At 69.7% G+C, this 20,629-nt stretch carries 17 protein-coding genes; 3 read left to right on the top strand and 14 right to left on the bottom strand.

The annotated features are described in order from the left end of the window. Positions 1–7: 7 nt before the first annotated feature. The 3 genes from cyoE to coxB form a co-directional block, all read right to left on the bottom strand. A complete protein-coding gene (gene cyoE / locus HHL28_RS02430; protein ID WP_075771589.1) occupies positions 8–919 on the bottom strand; it encodes a heme o synthase in 912 nt (303 codons plus the stop codon). A 149-nt stretch (positions 920–1,068) separates the two neighbouring features. After that, entirely contained in the window at positions 1,069–2,679 is a 1,611-nt protein-coding gene (gene ctaD, locus HHL28_RS02425; protein ID WP_169654611.1) for a cytochrome c oxidase subunit I, read from the bottom strand. A gap of 25 nt (positions 2,680–2,704) precedes the next feature. Next, entirely contained in the window at positions 2,705–3,565 is an 861-nt protein-coding gene (coxB, locus tag HHL28_RS02420; RefSeq protein ID WP_075773050.1) for a cytochrome c oxidase subunit II, read from the bottom strand. A gap of 695 nt (positions 3,566–4,260) precedes the next feature. On the opposite strand from coxB, the gene tldD reads away from it, so the two are divergent. Beyond that, positions 4,261–5,697, top strand: a complete 1,437-nt coding sequence (tldD, locus tag HHL28_RS02415; protein ID WP_075773049.1) for a metalloprotease TldD — start codon at positions 4,261–4,263, stop codon at positions 5,695–5,697. 4 nt (positions 5,698–5,701) lie between these two features. Here the strand turns inward: tldD and HHL28_RS02410 are convergent, their stop codons facing one another. The 4 genes from HHL28_RS02410 to HHL28_RS02395 form a co-directional block, all read right to left on the bottom strand. Further along, positions 5,702–6,793: a polysaccharide deacetylase family protein gene (locus tag HHL28_RS02410; RefSeq protein ID WP_083699527.1), complete on the bottom strand. Its 1,092-nt coding sequence runs from the start codon at positions 6,791–6,793 to the stop codon at positions 5,702–5,704. Between the two features lie 149 nt (positions 6,794–6,942). Next, on the bottom strand, positions 6,943–8,472 hold the full coding sequence (locus HHL28_RS02405; RefSeq protein ID WP_083699526.1) for a sensor histidine kinase: 1,530 nt from the start codon (positions 8,470–8,472) through the stop codon (positions 6,943–6,945). 96 nt (positions 8,473–8,568) lie between these two features. Then, positions 8,569–9,939, bottom strand: a complete 1,371-nt coding sequence (locus HHL28_RS02400) for a glutamate--cysteine ligase (RefSeq protein WP_169655641.1) — start codon at positions 9,937–9,939, stop codon at positions 8,569–8,571. 44 nt (positions 9,940–9,983) lie between these two features. After that, on the bottom strand, positions 9,984–10,757 hold the full coding sequence (locus tag HHL28_RS02395) for a 16S rRNA (uracil(1498)-N(3))-methyltransferase (RefSeq protein WP_075773047.1): 774 nt from the start codon (positions 10,755–10,757) through the stop codon (positions 9,984–9,986). A gap of 251 nt (positions 10,758–11,008) precedes the next feature. Here HHL28_RS02395 and ubiA point away from each other — a divergent pair, with 251 nt between their 5' ends. After that, the gene (ubiA, locus tag HHL28_RS02390; protein WP_075773046.1) at positions 11,009–12,052 is read left to right on the top strand and encodes a 4-hydroxybenzoate octaprenyltransferase; all 1,044 of its coding nucleotides are present in this window, start codon (positions 11,009–11,011) and stop codon (positions 12,050–12,052) included. A gap of 39 nt (positions 12,053–12,091) precedes the next feature. Here the strand turns inward: ubiA and HHL28_RS02385 are convergent, their stop codons facing one another. Further along, positions 12,092–12,496, bottom strand: a complete 405-nt coding sequence (locus tag HHL28_RS02385; RefSeq protein WP_404326323.1) for a VOC family protein — start codon at positions 12,494–12,496, stop codon at positions 12,092–12,094. 141 nt (positions 12,497–12,637) lie between these two features. On the opposite strand from HHL28_RS02385, the gene HHL28_RS02380 reads away from it, so the two are divergent. After that, positions 12,638–13,306: a class I SAM-dependent methyltransferase gene (locus HHL28_RS02380; RefSeq protein WP_075773045.1), complete on the top strand. Its 669-nt coding sequence runs from the start codon at positions 12,638–12,640 to the stop codon at positions 13,304–13,306. Positions 13,307–13,310: 4 nt separating this feature from the next. Here HHL28_RS02380 and HHL28_RS18195 read toward each other — a convergent pair whose 3' ends face one another. The 6 genes from HHL28_RS18195 to HHL28_RS02355 all read right to left on the bottom strand — a co-directional run bounded on the left by HHL28_RS18195 (position 13,311) and on the right by HHL28_RS02355 (position 20,521). Further along, entirely contained in the window at positions 13,311–13,955 is a 645-nt protein-coding gene (locus HHL28_RS18195; protein WP_404326321.1) for a DUF3459 domain-containing protein, read from the bottom strand. After that, positions 13,922–15,175: an alpha-amylase family glycosyl hydrolase gene (locus HHL28_RS18190; RefSeq protein WP_404326320.1), complete on the bottom strand. Its 1,254-nt coding sequence runs from the start codon at positions 15,173–15,175 to the stop codon at positions 13,922–13,924. Before HHL28_RS18190 ends, HHL28_RS18195 begins: the two co-directional genes overlap by 34 nt. Before the next feature lie 103 nt (positions 15,176–15,278). After that, complete coding sequence (locus HHL28_RS02370; RefSeq protein WP_075773043.1) at positions 15,279–16,301, bottom strand: response regulator; 1,023 nt, start codon at positions 16,299–16,301, stop codon at positions 15,279–15,281. Beyond that, a complete protein-coding gene (gene glgX / locus HHL28_RS02365) occupies positions 16,298–18,493 on the bottom strand; it encodes a glycogen debranching protein GlgX (RefSeq protein ID WP_083699525.1) in 2,196 nt (731 codons plus the stop codon). Before glgX ends, HHL28_RS02370 begins: the two co-directional genes overlap by 4 nt. Before the next feature lie 215 nt (positions 18,494–18,708). Beyond that, a complete protein-coding gene (locus tag HHL28_RS02360) occupies positions 18,709–19,608 on the bottom strand; it encodes a DMT family transporter (RefSeq protein WP_075773042.1) in 900 nt (299 codons plus the stop codon). 1 nt (position 19,609) lies between these two features. Then, the gene (locus HHL28_RS02355; protein WP_083699524.1) at positions 19,610–20,521 is read right to left on the bottom strand and encodes a DMT family transporter; all 912 of its coding nucleotides are present in this window, start codon (positions 20,519–20,521) and stop codon (positions 19,610–19,612) included. Positions 20,522–20,629 lie beyond the last annotated feature (108 nt).

Raw genomic sequence — 20,629 nt, 5'->3', positions numbered from 1 at the left:
CCCTCCGTCAGGCCGCCAGCCGCTCACCGATGAGCAGGGCGAACATCAGGAACAGGTACAGGATGGAATAGGTGAACATCTGCTTGGCGGGCTTGTGGTCCTCGCTGCGCAGCACGCGGATGGCGCTCAGCACGAACAGCCCGCCCAGGATGATGCTGCCGGCCAGGTACACCGGCCCGCCCACGCCCACGAAGTACGGCGCGACGCCGATGGGGAACAGGGCCAGGGTGTACCAGAGCATCTGGCGCTTGGTCTCGGCCTCGCCGGCCACCACGGGCAGCATGGGCACCCCGGCGGCGGAGTAGTCCACCTTGCGGAAGATGGCCAGGGCCCAGAAATGCGGCGGGGTCCAGAAGAAGATCAGGGCGAACAGGATGATGCTCGCCAGGGACACGTCCCCGGTCACCGCGGCCCAGCCGATCATCGGCGGGAAGGCGCCGGCGGCACCCCCGATGACGATGTTCTGCGGCGTCCGCCGCTTCAGCCACATGGTGTAGACGAAGACGTAAAAGGCGTTGGCCAGGCCCAGCAGGGCGGCGGCCACCCAGTTCACGGCCAGGCCCATCAGCACGACGGACGCCACGGACAGGAACACGCCGAAGGCCAGCGCCTCGTCCGGGTCCATGCGGCCCTGCGGCAGGGGGCGCTTCTGGGTACGGGCCATGATCGCGTCGATGTCGCGGTCATACCACATGTTGATGGCACCGGCGGCACCGGCGCCGATGGCGATGCAGAGGATGGCCACCGCCGCCAGCACCGGGTGCAGGTGCCCCGGGGCGACGATCAGGCCGGCCAACCCGCTGAACACGACGAGCGACATCACCCGGGGCTTCAGCAGGGCCACGTAGTCCTTAACGGAGGCGGCGCCGTACGAGGCGGCACCGGTCTCAACACTCATGTCCAGGGCGGTGTCGGTCATCTTGAGCGTCTCTATCCCTCGGGAACTGGCCCGGCGGCCGGGGTCTTCTTGAAAAACCGCGCGGGGTGCATCCCCCGCGCGGCTGACCCTGGTCTTCTTGCCGTCAGGCCGGGCCGGCGGCGCACCGCCGGCCCACTGTCACACTCGACTTACTTGATGCGCGGCAGGGTCTCGAACTGGTGGAACGGGGGCGGGCTGGACAGGGTCCACTCCAGCGTCGTGCCACCGGTCTTCCAGTAATCGCCATCAACCCGACGGCCCGCCACCAGCGTGTAGATCGCCATGAAGACGAAGAAGATGGTGGAGGCGAAGGAGATGTAGGCGCCGTAGGAGGAGATCATGTTCCAGGCGGCCATGGCGTCGGTGTAGTCCGGCATGCGGCGCGGCATGCCCGCCAGGCCCAGGAAGTGCTGCGGGAAGAACAGCAGGTTCACGCCGATGAAGGTCGTGTAGAAGTGCAGCTGCCCCGCCCACTCCGGGTACTGCCGCCCGCTCATCTTGCCGACCCAGTAGTAGAAGCCGGCGAAGATGGCGAACAGGGCGCCCAGGCTCAGCACGTAGTGGAAGTGCGCGACCACGTAGTAGGTGTCGTGCAGGACGATGTCCATGCCGGCATTGGCCAGCACCACGCCCGTCACGCCGCCCACGGTGAACAGGAAGATGAAGCCGACGGCGAACAGCATCGGCGTCTTGAACTCGATGGAGCCGCCCCACATGGTGGCGATCCAGCTGAAGATCTTCACGCCCGTCGGCACCGCGATGATCATGGTGGCGGCGGTGAAGTAGGCCTTGGTGTCCACGTCCAGGCCGACCGTGAACATGTGGTGCGCCCAGACGATGAAGCCCACCACGCCGATGGCGACCATGGCGTAGGCCATGCCGAGGTAGCCGAACACCGGCTTGCGGCTGAAGGTCGCCACGATGTGGCTGATGATGCCGAAGGCCGGCAGGATCATGATGTACACTTCGGGGTGGCCGAAGAACCAGAACAGGTGCTGGAACAGCACCGGGTCGCCACCGCCGGCCGGGTCGAAGAAGTGGGTGCCGAAGTTGCGGTCGGTCAGCAGCATGGTGATGGCGCCGCCCAGGACGGGCACGGCCAGCAGCAGCAGGAACGCGGTCACCAGCATCGCCCAGACGAACAGCGGCATCTTGTGCAGCGTCATGCCCGGGGCGCGCATGTTGAAGATGGTGGTGATGAAGTTCACCGCGCCCAGGATGGAGCTGGCGCCCGCCAGGTGCAGGGCGAAGATCGCCATGTCCACGCTGGGGCCGTCATGGCCGAACGCCGCACCCGACAGGGGCGGGTAGATGGTCCAGCCAGTGCCGGCACCCGGGCCCACGAAGGCGGAGCCGAGCAGCAGCAGGAAGGCCGGCACGATCAGCCAGAAGCTGATGTTGTTCAGGCGCGGGAACGCCATGTCCGGCGCGCCGATCATCAGCGGCACGAACCAGTTGCCGAAGCCGCCGATCAGGGCGGGCATGACGACGAAGAACACCATGATCAGGCCGTGGGCCGTGATCAGGACGTTCCAGAACTGGCCCGGGTCGTCGGCCAAGAAGGACAGGACCTGGATGCCAGGCTCCTGCAACTCCATGCGCATGATCACCGAGAACAACCCACCGATCAGCCCGGCGATGACCGAGAAGTAAAGGTAGAGAGTCCCGATGTCCTTGTGGTTGGTGGAGAAAAGCCAGCGCTTCACGAAGCCTGGCTTGTGATCGTGGTCGTGGGCGTGAGCCCCGGTCACAGCACCCATTGTCTCACCCTCTTTCCGGAGCCGGTTACTTCGCCTCGGCCGCCTGGGCGACCTGGCGGGGCTCCGCCCCATTCGAATTCATGGCCTGCTTCTGGCTGGCGACCCAGGCGTCGAACTTGTCCTTGGTCACGGCCTCCACGGCGATGGGCATGTAGCCATGGCCGGTGCCGCAGATCTCGGAGCACTGCCCGTAGAACACGCCCTCGCGGTCGGCGCGGAACCAGGTCTCGTTCAGGCGGCCGGGAACGGCGTCCTTCTTCACGCCCAGGGCCGGCAGGGCCAGGGAGTGGATCACGTCCGCCCCGGTGACCAGCACGCGGACATCCACGCCCACGGGCACCATGATGCGGTTGTCCACCTCCAGCAGGCGGTGCTGGCCCGGCTTGATCTCATCGTCGGGGATCATGCGGACCTCGGCGGTGATGCCGTCATGGTCCGGGTACTCATAGCTCCAGTACCACTGGTGGCCGGTGACCTTGATGGTCAGCTCGGGGTTCGGCGCCTTCTCCATGAAATAGAGCAGGCGGAACGACGGCACGGCGATCACCAGCAGGATCAGCACCGGCACGCCGGTCCACAGCACCTCCAGCAGGGTGTGGTGCGTGGTGGTCGACGGCGTCGGGTTGGCCCGGCGGTTGAACCGGATCATCACGTAGACCAGCAGCCCCAGCACGAACAGGGTGATGGTGGTGATGATGATGAGCAGCAGGTCATGGAACTGGTCCACCTGCTCCTTCACGGGGGAAGAGGCTTCCTGGAGCCCGAGCTGCCACTCGGTGGGCGCCCCCACGACGCGCCCCGCTTCCTGGGCCAGCGCCGGAAGGCCGCCATACACCAGGGGGATCAGGAAGGCCGCCAGGGCGGCGCCGATCTTGCGAACTGACATCCCTTACCACTCTCGTCGTTGCCGGGGGCTTTGCACCCCCTTTCCTGGCCGGACCGGCCGATCGACCGTCGAACCCGCGGTTACCGCGACACGGGGAGATGCCGCCCGGCCCCGGCGTGGCAAGCCGCCGGTCCCGCCTTGCGGGCGGAGCGGAGGTGGCTTGATCGGCAGGGACGCAACACGGGTCACCACGGGCCGCCCGACCGGGGCGCTTTTCGTCGCAGACCATACAGACGGCGGCGACGCGGGTAAAGATCGACCACCTTCCGCGGGGTTCCAACCCCTCGGGCAATGCGTCGCAGCCGACATAGATCAATGCGGACCGCGAAAATGCGCTTCCGAAGGCGCATGCGCGAAGGGGGCAGGGGCCGAATCCGCCTAAAAAATTGGCGCCGGAAATGCTATAACCATTTGGCAGCAGAACAAAGGGGATGTTTCACGCATTCCGAGTCGCGATCTCCGGAAGCATGTTTTTACCAGAACTTATTTTGTCTGTGAATCTTGCCGTGACCGACAGGTTTTGTTTGCCGGGTGCACCGTAACCGGCGGGATGACATGAGCGCGCCCCCCGATCCCGGCCCGGATACCACCCCCGTGGGACGGGTCTGCGCCCCACCCCATCCGCGCCATCCCTGTCGCTTGCCCTGCCCTGCCCCGGTCGCCATTGTATAGGTGTCATCCCCGCGGAGAGAGCGATGTCCAACCTGGCCCTGACCGACGACCTGTTCTACACCCGCGCCGGCCTGGACCGGTCGCGCACCGAATCCCTGGTGGGCGACGCGCTGCGGGGGGCGGACGACGGCGAGCTGTTCCTGGAATACGCCCAGTCCGAGAGCTTCGCCTGGGACGACGGCAAGCTGAAGAGCGCCAGCTTCGACACCTCCCAGGGCTTCGGCCTGCGGGCCGTGTCGGGGGAGGCTACCGGCTATGCCCACGCCAGCAATCTGAGCGAGGACGCCATCCGCCGGGCGGGGGAGACGGTGCGCGCCGTCCATGCCGGCCATGGCGGCACCTATGCCGAGCCGCCCCAGGGCACCAACCGCCAGCTCTATGCCAGCGACAACCCGCTGGGCCTGGTCCCGTTCGAGGCCAAGGTGAAGCTCCTGGCGGAGGTGGACGCCTATGCCCGCAAGAAGGATGCGCGGGTGCGCCAGGTCTCCTGCTCCCTGTCGGGGGAGTGGCAGGCGGTGCAGATCGTGCGGGCCGACGGCACCCGGGTGGCCGACATACGGCCGCTGGTCCGGCTCAACGTCTCCGTCGTGGTGGGCGAGGGCGACAAGATGGAATCCGGCAGCTACGGCGCCGGCGGCCGCCGCACCTATGAGGCGTTCCTCCAGCCGGAGGTCTGGCAGGGCTATGTGGACGAGGCGCTGCGCGGCGCCCTGGTGAACCTGTCCGCCACGGACGCCCCGGCGGGCGAGATGCCGGTCGTCCTCGGCCCGGGCTGGTGCGGGGTGATGCTGCACGAGGCCATCGGCCACGGGCTGGAGGGTGACTTCAACCGCAAGAAGACCTCCGCCTTCTCCGGCCTGCTGGGCCAGCGGGTCGCCGCACCCGGCGTGACGGTGGTGGATGACGGCAGCATCGAGGGCCGCCGCGGCAGCCTGACGGTGGACGACGAGGGCACGCCCAGCCAGTGCACCACCCTGATCGAGGACGGCATCCTGGTGGGCTACATGCAGGACCGCCTGAACGCCCGGCTGATGGGCGTGAAGCCCACCGGCAACGGCCGCCGCCAGAGCTTCGCCCACATGCCCATGCCGCGCATGACCAACACGGTGATGCGCAGCGGCGACAAGAGCGTGGAGGAGATCATCGCCAGCGTGAAGCGCGGCCTCTATGCCGTGAACTTCGGCGGCGGGCAGGTGGACATCGTCTCCGGCAAGTTCGTCTTCTCCGCCTCCGAGGCCTACATGATCGAGGACGGAAAGGTCGGGGCCGCCGTGAAGGGCGCCACCCTGATCGGCAACGGGCCGGACGCCCTGACCAAGGTCACCATGATCGGCAATGACAGCTGCATGGACCCTGGCATCGGCGTCTGCGGCAAGGCCGGCCAGGGCGTGCCCGTGGGCGTGGGCCAGCCCACCATGCGCATCGACGGGCTGACGGTGGGTGGGACGAAGGCGGCGTGAGGATTCACGGGGGCCCCGACCCCCGGTTCGCCTCGGCCAGGGACAGCAGGTCGGCGGGCGTCGTGGGCGCGCCGCCGACCTCGCCGAAGAAGAAGTCCAGATAATCCGCCAGCCATCCCAGGAAGCGGTCGAGGTCCGTTCTCGTCCGCACATAGGGCGTGTGGCCCACCGCCAGGGACGGGCTGTGGAAGCAGAGCTGGAACACGAGCGTGCCCCGCCGCAGCAGGGCGCGTGTCAGGGCCATGGCTTCTGCCAGCGGCACCCCCTCCGGCGTCAGTTGCACCCGTCCCAGCAGGCCGGTGCGGGACAGGACCGCCGGCAGGCCGAAGGGCTCCAGCGCCGGCGCGGTCAGCCGGGCGGCCAGGGGCTGCGGCAGGCCACCCGCCAGCCCGATGAAGCCGCAAGTCACCGGGATCTCCAGCAGGGACCGGCCCGGCCCGAACCAGAAGGGCCCCAGGGGCGAGTCGCGGAAGTCCGGCCCGCCCAGGGGACGGTAGTCCCGGCTGGGCACCAGACTGGCATCGATCCGGAACCCCAATGAATGCAGCAGGCCGGCCGTGTTCGGACCGACCCCGTAACGACCCGCCTTGTACAGCAAGGGCGACAGGCCGAACGTATCCTCCAGCGCCGCCTTCAGCCGCACCAGCTTGGCCCGCTCCAGGCCGGGGGGCAGGTTGCCGGGGAAGGAATGGCGCTTGCCGACGATCTCCCCCGCCGGGGGCGTGACCCAGGGGTGGAGTTGGGCGCCGATATGGCAGCGCCCGTCCGCCAGGATCTCGCGCAGGGGCTCGTACCCCTCCGCCTGGGTGGCGACCGGGTAATCCACGGCATAGGTCGGGCGCAGCCCATGCCGGTCGAACAGGCGCTGCGCCCGGTGGATATGGCGCAGGGCGGTGACGCTGGTGTTGGCGGGGTCGAAGGGCGCTGCCCAGTCGAATTCCTCCTCCACATCCACCACCACGGCCAGCAGGGGCCGATCGGTGGGCAGGCGCGCCGCCTGGTCGGCGCGGGGCCGCAACAGGCTGTCGGCCGCCGGCGGCGGGTCCATGAGGCGGGCGCGGGCGGCGGGCCAGGCGCCCTCGACCGGGATCGTCATCCCTCCCCTCCCCTGCCAACCCGTGCCTGCATCGCCATGCCGATCCCCTGCCCCATCCGGTCCCGCGAATTGTAGGTAGGAACGCCAAGGGGGCCAGGGGGCAGCGGGGGATGTGCTGCGTATCGGGACGGTCCGCCCGCCGGGCCGGCTTACCCCGGCCGGTGGAGCACGGGTTGGGCCGGGGCGGTGTCGACGCGCCGCGGCAGGGTGAGGATGAAGGTCGTGCCTGAACCGGGCGCCGACTCCAGCCGGATCGTCCCGCGCAGGGTCTGGGTCACCAGATTGTAGACGATGTGCAGGCCCAGCCCGCTGCCGCCCTGGCCCCGGGCCGTGGTGAAAAACGGGTCGAAGACCTTGCCCTGGTTCTCCGCCGGGATGCCCCGCCCGTCGTCGCTGAAGCGCAGTTCCACCCCGTCCGCGCCGGCATAGGCGGCCGTGATGCCGATCCGGCCCGCCTGCCCCGGCTCATAGGCATGGGTCAGGGCGTTGATCAGCAGGTTGGTCAGCACCTGGGACAGGGCGCCGGGATAGCTGTCCAGCACCAGCCCGGCGGGGCAGTCCACCACCAGCTTGTGCCGTTCCCGCTTCAGGCGGGGCGCCAGGCTCTGCAGCACCTCCTCCACATAGGGGCCCAGCTCGAAGGGCCGCCGCTCGGCGCTGGCTTGGTCCACGGCCACCTGCTTGAAGCTCTGCACCAGCCCGGCGGCCCGGGTCAGGTTGGCGGTGACTAGGCGGCTGCTCTCCCGCAGGGTTTCCTGGTAGTCGCGGAGCTGGCTGCGGGTCAGCTTGCCTGTGGACAGGGCTTGGTCCAGCTCGGCCATGCTGTCCTGCATGTGGGTGGCCGCCGTCACGGCGATGCCCATGGGGGTGTTCAGCTCATGCGCCACCCCGGCGACGAGCTGGCCCAGGCTCGCCATCTTCTCCGCCTGCACCAGGCTGGCCTGGGTCTCCAGCAGGCGCCGCTGCGCCTCCTCCAGCTCCCGCACCTGGGCGGCCAGCCGGTCACGCTGCTCCGCGATGATGGTTTCCCGTTTCTGCAACTCGCCGTTCGCCTCCGCCAGCCGGTGGCGCTCGGTGTCGAGCTGGACCATGCGGTGGTACTCGGTCCGGCGCAGGGTGCTGAGCTGGTAGGCCGTGAAGCCGCCGAACAGGTTGGCCAACGCCTGCATCACCGTGGCCGTGGCGATCTGGCGGGCGGGCGCGTCGGCCAGGGGCATGACCACGCCCACATAGGCCACGCTGGCCGTGATCCCCCATGCCACCATCCAGACCCAACGGGTGGGCAGGAACAGGTAGTTCATCAGGACCACGATCATGATGAAGAAGGACACGGTCAGCGCCGCGTCCGGCCGCTCCACCTTCACCGCCACCAGGGTGGCCATGGCCCAGATATAGCCCAGGAGCAGCAGGACCAGCAGTTGCCGCGGCCGGTAGGTGGATTCCCGGCTGGGGATCAGGATGATGCCGGCGATGGCGGCATAGACGACGGCCCGCAGCGGCAGGAACAGGCCGTAGACCGTATCCTTCGGGAAATACAGGAAATCCAGCGCCAGGGGCATCAGGTAGAAGACCATCAGCCCGAACAGGTTGCGGCGCAGGGTCCGCACCTCCTGCTCCATGGCATGGAGGCGGTAGGACCGCTCCGCGGCGGGATCCGTGAACTCCCCGAAACGCAGCATCCCGCCGGACCCATTTCCTCCCGCGGCCGGGCATCCTGGCGGCCCGGCCTGTGTCGGCGACACTACCCGATTTCGCGGGCGGGCATAAGGGCGGGATCAGTAAGCGTATTCGTCATACACTTTCGAGGCGTCACCGCCCCAGGCGCCCTGGTACTTTTCCAGCAGCTCCGTGGCGAGCGACCGGCCGGACTCGGCGATCTGGGCCAGGGGCTCCAGGAAATGGGTCTCGTCGTCGCCCACATATTCCATGCGGGCGCGGGCGCGCAGGCCCGCCCGGGCAATCTCCACCACCCGGACCGCCACGTCCCGCAGGGTGCCGCCCCGGAACGGGGTGGCGAGGCCGTGGCGCGGCACGTCGCGGCGCAGGGCCGCCCGCTCCTCCGCCGTCCAGCCCTTCACCAGGTCCCAGGCGGCGTCCAACGCCGTCTGGTCGTAGAGCAACCCCACCCACAGGGCCGGCAGGGCGCAGAGGCGGCCCCAGGGGCCGGCGTCGGCCCCGCGCATCTCCAGGTACCGCTTCAGCCGCACCTCCGGGAAGACGGTGGTCAGGTGGTCGGTCCAGTCGGTCAGCAGCGGCACCTGCCCCGGCAGGGCGGGCAGGCGGCCATCCAGGAAATCCCGGAAGCTCTGGCCCGAGGCGTCGATGTACTGGCCGTCGCGGTAGACGAAGTACATGGGCACGTCGAGCACATAGTCGGCATAGCGCTCGAAGCCGAACCCGTCCTCGAACACGAAGGGCAGGTCGCCGGTGCGGTCCGGGTCCGTGTCGGTCCAGATGTGGCTGCGGAAGCTCTGGAACCCGTTCGGCCGCCCCTCCGTGAAGGGGCTGTTGGCGAACAGGGCCGTGGCCACCGGCTGCAAGGCCAGCGACACCCGGAACTTCTTCACCATGTCGGCTTCCGACGCGAAGTCCAGGTTCACCTGCACGGTGCAGGTGCGGGTCATCATGTCCAGGCCCAGCCCGCCCACCTTGGGCATGTAGCTGCCCATGATCTTGTAGCGGCCCTTGGGCATCCAGGGGATGTCGTCCCGCTTCCACAGCGGGTTGAAGCCCAGCCCCAGCATCCCAAAGCCTAAGTCCCGGCCCACCTGGCGGACCTGGTGCAAATGCTCCCCCACCTCCCCGCAGGTCTGGTGGATGGTCTGCAGGGGCGCGCCCGACAGCTCGAACTGGCCGCCGGGCTCCAGGGTGATGTTGGCCTTGCCCTTCACCAGGGCGATGATGTTCTCGCCCTCCAAGACCGGCTCATAGCCGAATCGGTCAACGAAGGCCTTCAGGATGGCACCGATCCCGGCCTCCCCCTCATAGGGCAGCGGCCGCTTGTCGCCATGGCGGAAGACGAACTTCTCGTGCTCCGTGCCGATGCGCCAGTCCGCGGCGGGCTTGCAGCCCTGCTCCAGGTACTCGACCAGCTCACGCCGGGAGGCGATGGGGGTGCCGGGCGTCTTCGGGGGGCGGACATGCAGGGCGTTCCTTGGGGGAGGTCGGCAACGGGAAACGATTCGGGTACTCAGTCAGCGCGGAACGGGGGGCGGCTGTCGCCGCCGTCCCGGGTCCAGTCACCGGCCAGGGCCTGCCACACCGCTAGCGCGGCGAAGCCGGCCGTGTCCGCCCGCAGCACCCGCGGCCCCAGCCCGACCGGGACAACAAAGGGCAAGGTGTTGAGGGCGTCAAGCTCGCGGGCGTCGAACCCGCCTTCCGGCCCCACGAGGAATGCCGCCGGCTGGGCCTTCCGGGCTGTGACGGCGGTCACCATCGGCTCGGCCCTGCCACTTTCGGCGGCCACGAACAAGATGCGGCCCGGGTCCCAGCCCGCCAGCAGCCGGTCCAGCGGCTGGCCGTCCCGCACCTCGGGCACCGACAGCCGCTCGCACTGCTCCGCCGCCTCCACCGCGTTGGCCCGCAGCCGGTCCAGGTTGACCCGGGCCACGTCGCCCCGGCGGGTATAGGTGGGCTGGAGCAGGCCGGCCCCCAGCTCCACCGCCTTCTCCACCACATACTCCGTGCGCCCGCCCTTCAGCGGCGCGAACAGCAGCCAGGGACCGTTATCCGGCACCTGCGGCCGCACCCGCTCCAGGCAGGCAGCCTCCCCGCCCGACTTGGACAGGCGGGTCACCTCCACCAGCCACTCCCCGTCCCGCCCGTTGAAGGCCAGCAACCGGGCGCCGGGTTCCAGCCGCAGCACGGCCCTGAGGTAATGCGCCCGGTCCCCGTCCAGAGCCACGGGCAAGCCTGAGCCCAGGGGGGCGTCCAGGTACAGGCGGGTGCGGGGGCGGTCGGTCATGGGGGACTTTGGCGGTGCGGGTTCGATTGGACGATGGTATATGTCAACACCTGGACGCAGGGAACAAACCATGACACCCGAGCGGCAGGAAGCACCACGGGCCCGAAGGATCGAAGATCCGTCCGACCCGGCTTGGCTGTTGTCGGATGCGTTCGGGGCGCGGGTCCAAGAGCATTTGTCAGAAGCAAGAACCCTGGCCATCCGCGACTTGAAGGCCAAGGGCATTGTCCCAGCGGGATGACGGAACCGGCATGTCGGCAAGCTCAACCACGGACACGGCCACCGGCCACACCGACATCCGCACCGGCACCTGGGTGGACCGGGTGTTGCCGGCGGGGCTTCGGCCCTATGCGCGGTTGGCGCGGCTGGACCGGCCCATCGGGACGTGGCTGCTGCTGTTCCCGGGCTGGTGGGCCATCGCCCTGGCCGCCCCGGCGGGGCAATGGCCGGACTGGTGGCTGATGGCCCTGTTCGCCGTGGGCGCGGTGGTCATGCGCGGGGCGGGCTGCACGGTCAACGACATATTGGACCGCAAGCTCGACGCGAAGGTGGAGCGGACCCGCGTCCGCCCCATCCCGGCGGGGGAGGTGACGGTCTTCCAGGCCTTGGGCTTCCTGGGCCTGCAACTGTTCCTCGGCCTGTTGGTGCTGCTCCAGCTCAACTTCCTGTCCATCCTGCTGGGGGTGGCGTCGCTGGTGCTGGTGTTCAGCTATCCCCTGATGAAGCGCATCACCTGGTGGCCGCAGGCCTTCCTGGGCCTGACCTTCAACTGGGGCGCCCTGATGGGCTGGACGGCGGTGAAGGGCACGCTGGATGCCCCCGCCCTGCTGCTCTATGCCGGCTGCATCCTCTGGACCCTGGGCTATGACACCATCTACGCCCACCAGGACAAGGAGGACGATGCCCGCGTCGGCATCAAGTCCACCGCCCTGCTGTTCGGCGCCAAGTCCAAGCGCTGGGTGGCCGGGTTCTATGCCGGGGCTTTCGCCCTGTGGCTGGCGGCCCTGTCCAGCCTGGGGCAGGGCTGGGTCCTGGCCGTGCCGCTGCTGGCCACGGGGGGCCTGCTGTGGGTGCAGGTGCGCGGCTGGCAGGTGGATGACCCGGCGGACAGCCTTGCCACCTTCAAGGCCAGCCGCTTCGTGGGCTGGGCCCTGCTGGTCGCCATCATGGCCGGGGTGGCGAGCCAGCCCGCCGCCCTGTCCGCCGGCGGCGGCATCCCCGGCATCGGCGGGAACGGCAACCGGATGCCCGCCCCCGTGGGGCCCTTGCAGCTCGTCGCCTATCCCATCCGGTAAGGCTCCCCACCACGCCGGTGGGCGGGGAGCCACACGGCCTCAGCCGCCCATGGGCAGGAAGGTGATCAGGCTGACCACCGCGCCGGTGGGGTCGTTGATCACGCAGAAGCGGCCGACCTCCGGGATGTCGGACGGGGGCACGCAGACCTTGCCGCCCAGCGATTCCACCTTGCCCGCCGCGGCGTCCACGTCATCCACGGCGATGTAGCTCATCCAATGGGGCGGGATGCCGTCCCACATGGCGCCTTCCATCTTCATCATGCCGCCGATCTGCCGGTCGCCGTTCTGGATGATGGTGTAGACCCCCATGGGGCCCATGTCCTTGGAGGTGAAGGTCCAGCCCAGCACCCCGGCGAAGAAGGCCTTCGCCGCCTCCGGGTCCGGCGTGTTCAGCTCGGTCCAGACGAAGTTGCCCGCCGCCATCGGGTTGCCCGCGTCGCTCATGTCCATCCCCCCTGTTGTCGCTGGTCGCACCCGTCCCCCGGGCGCCTGGACAGCCTCTCACACGGTAAGGCTATTGTCCCATGACGTTTCGTCGGTGAAAGCGGTTGCCGCCCGGCGCGGGACGCGCATAGTGCCCGGGCCATGACCGACACCCCCACGCGCACCGCCGCCGACCGAATCGCCTTCATCCGCGCCCACACGGCGCTGGCGGCCCCGCCCCTGGTGCCGGAAGTGCCCATGTACCTGGCGACGGAGATCACGCCCCTGTGGCAGGCGACGGAGGCCTGGCTGGAGCACCACCAGGTGCCCCCGCCATTCTGGGCCTTCGCCTGGGCCGGCGGTCAGGCCCTGGCCCGCCACGTGCTGGACAATCCGGGCCTGGTGGTCGGGAAACGGGTGCTGGACTTCGCCACCGGCAGCGGCCTGGTCGCCATCGCCGCGGCCAAGGCCGGCGCCGCCCACGTGGTGGCGGTGGAGATCGACCCCTTTGCCACCGCCGCGACGGAACTGAACGCCGGGGCCAACGGCGTGGCGGTGGAGACGCGCCTCGCCGACCTGGTCGGCCAGCCCCTGCCTGACGTGGAGGTGCTGCTGGCCGGCGACATCTGCTATGAGCGGCCCTTCGCCGAGCGGGCGCTGGCCTGGTTCCGCGACCTGACCCGCGCCGGCACCCTGGTCCTGATGGGCGACCCCGGCCGCACCTACCTGCCCCGCACCGGCCTGGAGCCGCTCGCCACCTACACCGTCCCCACGACGCGGGAGCTGGAGGACCGGGAGCAGCGGGAGACGACGGTGTGGCGGGTGCCCTGACCCCTCACCCCCTGGTCAGCTTCCCCTCCGTCATGAACCAGGCCGCCGACCAGCCCGGCAGGGCGCCGTCGGCCTGGAAGCCAGCGCTGGCGCCTTCCGGCGTCTCGAACAGCAGGTCGCCGGCGGGCGGGTCGAAACCGCCGGCGGGATCGGGCCCCAGGGCCAGCAGGGCGGTCAGCTTTGCCCCGTCCGCGAGGGTCCAGGACAGGGTGGCCGCGGTGCCATCGCGCAGGCTTCCCCTGGCGTCGTTTCCGGCCAGCCCCGCGAGCCGCGGCACCAGGGCGGTGTGGCGCAAGGTCAGCAGCAGCTCGTAATAGGCCAACCAGTCCTCATGCTCCTCCTTCGACAGATCCTCCCAGCAGAGGCGGGAGGCGGCGAAGGTTTCCTCCGCGTTGGGGTCGGGCATGTCGTCCAGGTGGGGCAGGAAGCCGGGGAAGCCCTGGAAGTCGCTCGTGCGGCCCTGGCGCACCGCCTCCGCCAGGTCACCCCGGAAGCCGGCGAAGAAGTGGAAGGGCGTGCGGCTGCCCCATTCCTCCCCCATCCAGAGCAAGGGGATGGCGGGGGACAGCAGGTGCAGGCTGGCCAGCGCGCGCAGGGCCTGCGGCTCCGCCAGGGTCACCAGCCGGTCGCCCCGGGGCCGGTTGCCCACCTGGTCGTGGTTCTGCAGGTAGTTGACGAAGGCGGTGGGCGGCAGGTGGGCGCTGGGTTCGCCGCGGGGTTTGCCGTCCCGCCAGGGGCTGGGCTCCCCTGGTAGGCGAAGCCGTCCGTCGCGGCCTTCACCAGCGTGGCGGCAGGGTCCGGGTGGACGTCCTGGTAGTAGCCGCCATCCTCCCCCGTCAGCAGGGCCTGGGCGGCGTGGTGCCAGTCGTCATTCCACTGGCCGGCATAGCGCTTCACCTTGCCATGCTTGCCCCGGTCCAGCCGCCGGGCGCTGTTCAGGTCGTTCTCCAGCACCAGATGCACGTGGCGGTCCGGGAAGCGCTCCCTCACCAGGGCCGCCAGCTCGTCCAGCAGGTCGGGGTCGCTCGCGTCGCGGATTTCCTGCACCGCGTCCAGCCGCAGCCCGTCGAAACGGTATTCCTCCAGCCAATACAGGGCGTTGTGCAGGGCGAAGTCGCGCACGGGCCGCTGCCCATAGTCGATGGCCGGCCCCCAGGGGGTGTCGCCGCCGCCGAAGAAGGGCTTGGCATAGGCGTGCAGGTAGTTCCCCTCCGGCCCGAAATGGTTGTAGACCACATCCAGGAACACGGTCATGCCCCGCTCATGGATGCAGTCCACCAGCGCCTTCAGCTCGTCCGGCGTGCCATAGGCGGCCTCCGGCGCGAAGGGCAGCACCCCGTCATAGCCCCAGCCGCGCCGGCCGGGGAAGTCGGCCACGGGCATCAGCTCCACCGCCGTGACGCCCAGCATCTCCAGATGGTCCAGCTTGTCCTGGATGGCGGCGAAGGTCCCTTCCGGCGTGAAGGTGCCCACATGCAGCTCATACAGCACCGTCTCCTCCCAGGGCCTCCCCGGGAAACCCGGCATCCGCCAGCGGTAGGCGCGCGGGTCGATGACGGTGGAAGGGCCGTGCACGTCCTGGGCCTGGTGCCTTGAGGCCGGGTCGGGCACCCGCATCCCGTCGGGAAGCTGGAAGCGGTAATGGCAGCCGGCGGGGGCGGGCCGGACCGCCTCGAACCAGCCTTCTCCCTGGGGCTCCATGGCATGGACCCGTTCCTGCGCCCCTTCCCCCAGCACCAGTTCCACCCCCTCGACCGAGGGGGCCCAGAGGCGGAACCGGGTGGTGCCGTCAGGCCGGACCTCGGCGCCGAAGGGCATGGCGTGGGCGACACGGTCGGGGGGTGCCCCGGTCTCCGGACGGTCTGCCATCGGATACGCTCCCCTGTCTGGTGCCAAGCCGGCGCAGGCACAACGCGCCAGCCCCCGATGCGTTGCCGCGCACCGGCATCACCGTCGCGGGCCAGGGTCAGGTTCAGTCCGGCGGCCCCGCCTCCTCCGCGGCCTTCTCGGCGGCCGGCTTCTCCGGTGCCGCCTGGGCGGCCTTGGCCTGGGCGATCTGGTCCAGCCGGCTGCGGTAACTGTTCACGGCCACCCGCACCTCCTGTTCCAACGCTTCCATGTCGGCGCGGCGGGCGGTCAGGGCGGCCAGGCCGATGGCGGCGCGGCGCAGGGCCTCCACCTCCTCCGGCCCGGCATGGGACTGCAGCCGCACCTTGTCCAGTTGCAGCCGCAGGGCGTGGGCATAGGTCTCCACCTGCGACCGCAGCTCCGTGGCGGCCAAGCGGCGCAGCAGGTCCTCCAGCGGGATGGCGACGCGCAGCAGGTGCTCCAGCGCCATCCGGTCCGGCGGGTCCTGGGACAGGCCCGGAAGGGCGAAGATCACCAGGAAGGCCACCTGGAAACCGTGGCGGACCACCTTCTGGTCGTTGATGTCGGCCAGGCCCTTGGCGATGGACTCCCCCACCTTCGACCGGTCGAACTGGCCGAGGGCCTTCTGGCGCAGGGTGTTGGGCACCTCCACCAGGGGGATCTGCTGCCCTTCCCGCGGGGCCTTGCGGCGGTCGGGGCCGACATATTCCGACGTCACCACATAGGGCTTGCGGTTCTCCACGATGTTGGCGACCCGGTCATGCACCTGCTTGGCGGAGAAGGGCTTGACCAGCAGGTCGTCCGCCCCGCTGGCGGCGAAGCGGACCATCAGCGCCTGGGTGGGCTGCCACGTGGTTGCGATCACCCCGGCGAAGGGGTTGGTGGCCGCCTGGCTGTGGCGCAGGGCCTGGATGAAGCGGAACCCGTCCCCCTCCGGCGGGTCCGCCTCCACCAGCACCAGGTCCAGCAGGGTGCCGGACAGGCTGGGCCCCGCCTCCTGCACCGTGGCGAACTCGGTGATGGCGGACATGCCCATGCGGGCCAGGATGCCGCGCAGCAGCCGGCGGATGTTGCTGTCCCGGTCCACCAGCAGGACCTGGACGCCGCGATAGTCGTGGTCGGTCATGGCGGGGCGACGGGGGACGGCCCGGCGTGGGGCGGGATGGCCTGGCCGCCCGCCCCCGCCAGCTCGAACAGCAGGCAGGTGCGGCCGGGGATGCGGGCGGGCAGGCCGGGCAGCTCGGTCCGGTCGCCGGGGGCACCGGTGGCGTGGCCCGTATCCAGCAGGCAATGCCAGATCCGGCCACCGGGCACGCCGGGCATGGTGAAGGGCACGGCATCCACGTGGGCGTTCAGCACCAGCAACAACACCCCGTCCGTGGCCAGGGTGCCGTCCACCGCCAAATGGGTGCCGGCGCGGCCGTTCAGCAGCATGCCGATGCAGCGGGCATGGCTGTCCCGCCATTGCTCCGCGGTCTTCTCCAGGCCTTGCGGGGTGATCCAGGTGATGTCCTTCACCCCGTCGGCGCCCGTCTCCCGCCCATGCAGGAACTTGCCGCGGCGCAGCACCGGGTGCTGGCGGCGCAGGCCCGTGAGGCGCTGGACGAAGGCGGTCATCTCCGCCGCCTCCCCGCCCTTCAGGCCGGACCAGTCCACCCAGCTCACCTCATTGTCCTGGCAATAGGCGTTGTTGTTGCCGCCCTGGGTGCGCAGCAGCTCGTCCCCGCCCAGCAGCATGGGCGTGCCCTGGGACAGCAGCAGGGTGGCCATCAGGTTGCGCGCCTGTCGCCGCCGCAGCTCCTTCAGCACCGGGTCGTCGGTCGGCCCCTCCACGCCGTAATTGGCGCTGTAGTTCGCATCGTGGCCGTCCCGGTTGCCCTCCTTGTTGGCCTCGTTGTGCTTGTGGCTGTAGGACACCAGGTCGGCCAGGGTGAAGCCGTCATGGCTGGTGACGAAGTTGACGCTGGCCCAGGGCCGACGCTTGCGGTGCTCATAAAGGTCGGCGCTGCCGGTCAGGCGGGCGGCCATTTCCGGCAGCATGCCGTCGTCCCCCCGCCAATAACGGCGGACCGTGTCGCGGTAGCGGTCGTTCCACTCCGCCCAGCCCGGCGGGAACTGGCCGACGCGGTAGCCGCCGGGGCCGATGTCCCAGGGCTCGGCGATCAGCTTGGCCTGGGCCAGCACCGGGTCCTGGCGGCAGGCGTCCAGGAAGCTGCCGGAGGGGTCGAAGCCGTGCTCCTCCCGCGCCAGGGTGGTGGCCAGGTCGAAGCGGAACCCGTCCACATGCATTTCCGACACCCAATACCGCAGGCTGTCCATGACCATCTGCAGCACCCGCGGGTGCGTCAGGTTCAGGCTGTTGCCGGTGCCGGTGTGGTCCAGGTAGAAGCGTTTGTCGTGGGGGTGCAGCAGGTAATAGCTGGCGTTGTCGATGCCCTTGAAGGACAGGGTGGGGCCAAGGTGGTTGCCCTCGCCCGTGTGGTTGTAGACCACGTCCAGGAAGACCTCGATCCCGGCATCGTGCAGCCGGGCGACCATGGTCTTGAACTCCTTGGTGCTCGGCCCCGCCATGTAGCGGGGTTCCGGCGCGAAGAAGCCGATGCTGGCATAGCCCCAGTAGTTGTGGAGCGACTTCTCCACCAGATGCCGGTCGTCGGTGAAGGCGTGGATGGGCAGCAGCTCCACCGCCGTCACCCCCAGCCTTTTCAGGTGGTCGATGACCGCGGGGCTGGCCAGGCCCGCGAAGGTGCCGCGCAGGCCGGGCGGCACGTCCGGATGGCCCTGGGTCAGGCCCTTGACATGGGCCTCATAGACCAGCGTGTCGGTCCAGGACACGTTCGGCCGCCGCTCCCCGCCCCAGGTGAAGGCGGGGTCCACCACCCGGCACTTGGGCATGCCGCGGGCATTGTCGCGCCGGTCGAAGGACAGGTCTTCCTTGTTGGAGCCGACGCGGTAGGCGAAATGGGCGTCGGACCAGCGCATGTGCCCCACCAGGGCCTTGGCATAGGGGTCCAGCAGCAGCTTGTTGGCATTGAAGCGGTGCCCGCGGGACGGGTCATAGGGCCCATGCACCCGGTAGCCATAGACCAGGCCCGGCCGCGCCTCCGGCAGGTAGCCGTGCCAGACCTCGTCCGTGCATTCCGGCAGGGCGACCCGGTCCACCTCGCGGTTGCCGTCCGGGTCGAACAGGCAGAGTTCCACCTTCTCGGCATTGGCGGAGAACAGGGCGAAGTTCACCCCGAAACCGTCCCAGGTGGCACCCAACGGGTCGGGACGGCCGGGCCAGACGATGGTGCGGGCAGCACCGGAGGTTCGCATGGGGACTCACGCGGAAGGTTAACCCATAAGATGGATACACCATGCCGGATGCAGGGGCGCCCTGCCAAGCCACCTTGGACGGGGCAACCGGGCATAACCCTTTCTGTCACGGGGGAGATTCGGGGTGGCGGTCAGGCCTGCCAGGGGTCAAGGAGGGAGTGCCCCTCTACCTGGAAAGCTTTGGTATTCGTCTTAAACAGCACAGGGAACCCCGGTCACCCCTCCCCCCGGGCCACCCTCGATTCCCGGTGGATGATGTACAGCCCGCTGGCGATGACGATGGCGGAGCCAAGCCAGATGGCCTGGTCCGGGATGTCGCCGAACAGCAGGTAACCGAAGCCCACGGCCCAGAGCATGGCCGTGTACTCGAACGGGGCCAGCAGGGACGGCGCCGTCAGGCGGAAGGCCTGGGTGAAGGCGATCTGGGCCACGCCGCCCACCAGCCCTATGGCCACCAGCAGGGCGAATCCGGCCAAGTCCGGCGTGTTCCAGTCCGGCAGCATCACCACCCCCGACACGGCGGCCAGGGTGACCAGGAAATAGAAGACGATGGCGGCGTTGGTCTCCGTCCGCGCCAGGACCCGGACATAGAGCATGGTCAGGGAATAGAAGAAGGCCGCCGCCAGGGGCACCAGGGCCGTCAGGCTCAATACTCCCTGCCCCGGGCGCAGCATCACCATCACGCCGGCGAAGCCCACCAGCACGGCGGCCCAGCGGCGCCAGCCCACCTTCTCCCCCAGCACGGGCACGGACAGGGCGGTCATGAACAGGGGTGCGGCGAAGCCGATGGCATAGGCGTCGGCCAGGGGCATCAGGCGGAAGCTGGTGAAGAAGCCGTACACCGCCGCCAAGCCCACCAGGGCGCGCAGCACGTGGCTGCCAAGCCGCTTCGTGCGCAGGGAGGAGACCCCGCCCGACCAATGCACCAGCACCGCCACCGGCAGGATGGAGGCGGCGGCGCGGAAGAACATGATCTGCCAGGTGCCATAGTCGGCCGACGCCACCTTGATCATCGCGTCCATGACGCCGAAGCAGAAGATGGCCAGGACGAACCAGCCCACCCCCGCCAGGGCGGCGGGGCGGGCGGCGGCCAGGGATGCGGGACCCCCGGCCATGTCAGGCCGCCTCCCGCGGCGGGGCCGCGGCGGCACGCTGGCGGCCCAGCACCGTTTCCCGGTACAGGATGTACAGCCCGCTGGCGATGACGATGCCGGCGCCCAGCAGCATGGGCGCCGTGGGCCGGTCCCCGAACAGCAGCCAGCCCAGCGCCACGCCCCAGAGGATCTGGGTGTACTGGAACGGCGCCACCACGGCGGCCGGGGCCAGCCGGAAGCCGCTGAGCAGCAGCACGATGGCGATGCCCACACAGGTCCCGCCCAGGGCATGCAGCACCAGATCGTCCATCGTCGGCGCCACGGCCAGCCAGGGCAGGGTCGCGCCCCAGACGGCAAGGCCGACGATGGTGGTGGAGAAGGCGAAAGACACCGCGCTGTCCGTGGCGCGCGCCAGGCGGGTGATCATCATCCCCATGGAATAGAGCGCGGCCCCGGCCAGGATGCCCAGCGCGGCCGGGTTCAGGCTGCCGGACCCCGGCCGCAGCATGACCATCACCCCAAGGAAGCCCACGGCCACGGCCGTCCAACGCCGCCAGCCCACCTTTTCCCCCAGCATGGGCACGGACAGGGCGGTGATGAACAGGGGCGCGGTGAAGCTCAGGGCATAGGCATCGGCGATGGGCATTTGGCTGTAGCCGTAATAGGCCAGGAAGCCGCTGAACAGGCCGCAGGTCGCCCGGGCCAGGTGCAGCAACGGCCGGCGCGGGCGGAGGAAACGCAAGCCCCCGCTCCAGGCGGCATAGCCGATGATGGGGACCAGGCTGAACAGGCCGTTGCCGACGATGATCTGCGGCACGCTCATCCGCGCCGACAGCGCCTTCACGGTGGCGTCGGTCACGGAATAGAGCGCGAAGGCCAGCACGGCCAGCAGGATGCCAAGGGCCTTGTTGTCGGGACGGGGCGCGGGGGGCATGGGCAGGACCTGCCGGGAAGGAGGGCGCCACGTTAGCCGCCCGGGCCCGCGCCGCACATCCCATCAATCCGCATGGCCTCGTTGCCCCCGCGCGCCGGGCCGGGGCCG

The sequence above is a fragment of the Aerophototrophica crusticola genome (assembly GCF_012913305.1).
GTDB classification, from domain to species: Bacteria; Pseudomonadota; Alphaproteobacteria; order Azospirillales; family Azospirillaceae; genus Niveispirillum; species Niveispirillum crusticola.
The sequence above is the reverse complement of the archived record's forward strand: the minus strand, read 5'-3'. Positions and strand labels throughout refer to the sequence as shown.